Annotated in this window: 1 pseudogene; it reads left to right on the top strand. The window is 59.8% G+C overall.

The annotated features are described in order from the left end of the window. Positions 1-121: 121 nt before the first annotated feature. Positions 122-1207: pseudogene (locus M5B43_RS27160) on the top strand (type IV secretion protein Rhs); the annotation flags it as partial.

A 1207-nucleotide genomic window follows, 5' to 3' on the forward strand; every position in this document is an offset into this window, starting at 1 on the left:
TCTGCAAAGTCCCTCGCCTGATCAAACAGTGCGAGGGATTGCAGATGACTTTTTTCGTTAAGGCCCAGGTTGCGGGGGCTGTCGCTTGAACCCGGCCATTGGCAGGCTGGCCCTGACCCCCATGGATGTGAAGACGGTTGACGTCGAGGGCGTCTGGCGTGACTTCCGGGAATGCCTGAACACCTTTGACGCATGGGCCGAAAGCTTCTGGAGCTTTTCGGCACTGGATATCGAACAGGTATTCAAGGTCGGGGATGAGGTGGCGCTGGTCGCGCCGATCAAGCCTTCCCCCCTGCCCAGCAGCACCGTCGCCGCGTGCCAGGCCAACGGCACGCTGACCCTGGTGCATATGTTCCAGAGCACGGGGTTTGTGCCCATCGGCAACACACCGGTGAGGGTGCAACGCATTGATCCGAACGGCGAGCCATTGGGCGAGCCGATCCACAAGGTCATCGGCCCCAGCGGCATTCTCGAAATCACCGAGTGTGATCGCAACCAGCAATACCGCATCAGTTTTTACCCCAACGTGTCCAAGGATCACGTCAAGGCGCTGTATGCGTCTTATCAGTCGGTGATAGCGGGGTTGGAAGAGCGTCTGCGCCAAGCGTGGGACGACACCTTTCAAGCCCAGTGGAAAGGCTACAAAGACGCCAAGCCGCTTGACCGGCGCAGGATGCTGGAAACGGCGTTTCTCAGTGGCATCGGCAAGGCGCTCTACGACCTGTGGGACAACATCACCCAACTCTATGAGCTGCTGGCGGATATCAAGCCCAACAGCGAGAAGTTGCTGCAGTACATCACCCAAACCGAACTTGATGAACTACTGAAACTGGGCAAAGACGCGATTGCCCATGGCCTGCTGGTGCTCAGCGATGAGCCGCTGCTGTTCATCTACCTGTCGGCGATGGTGGGCTGGATACGGATGCTGCCGCCGCCGCAGATGTATGAACTGCTGGGGGAGATCACCGGCGAGGTGCTGATCAACCTGCTGTTGATTCGCGTATTAGGGTCGATGGGGGTGGTGGCGCGCCTGGGCACCCAGGTGCTCGGTCATATCAAATCCGGGCGCGCGCGGGCGTTGCTGGAATTACTGGCCACGCAGCTGGTGAAACCGCCGTTGGAAGCGCATGTCGAGGCGGCCAAGCCCTTATTGCTGGGCAATGCGGCGACAGCGGTCAAGGCAGTGCCGGTGGCGCCGTTGAAAGCT

It is taken from the genome of Pseudomonas sp. MWU15-20650 (genome assembly GCF_023242475.1).
Lineage (GTDB): Bacteria > Pseudomonadota > Gammaproteobacteria > Pseudomonadales > Pseudomonadaceae > Aquipseudomonas.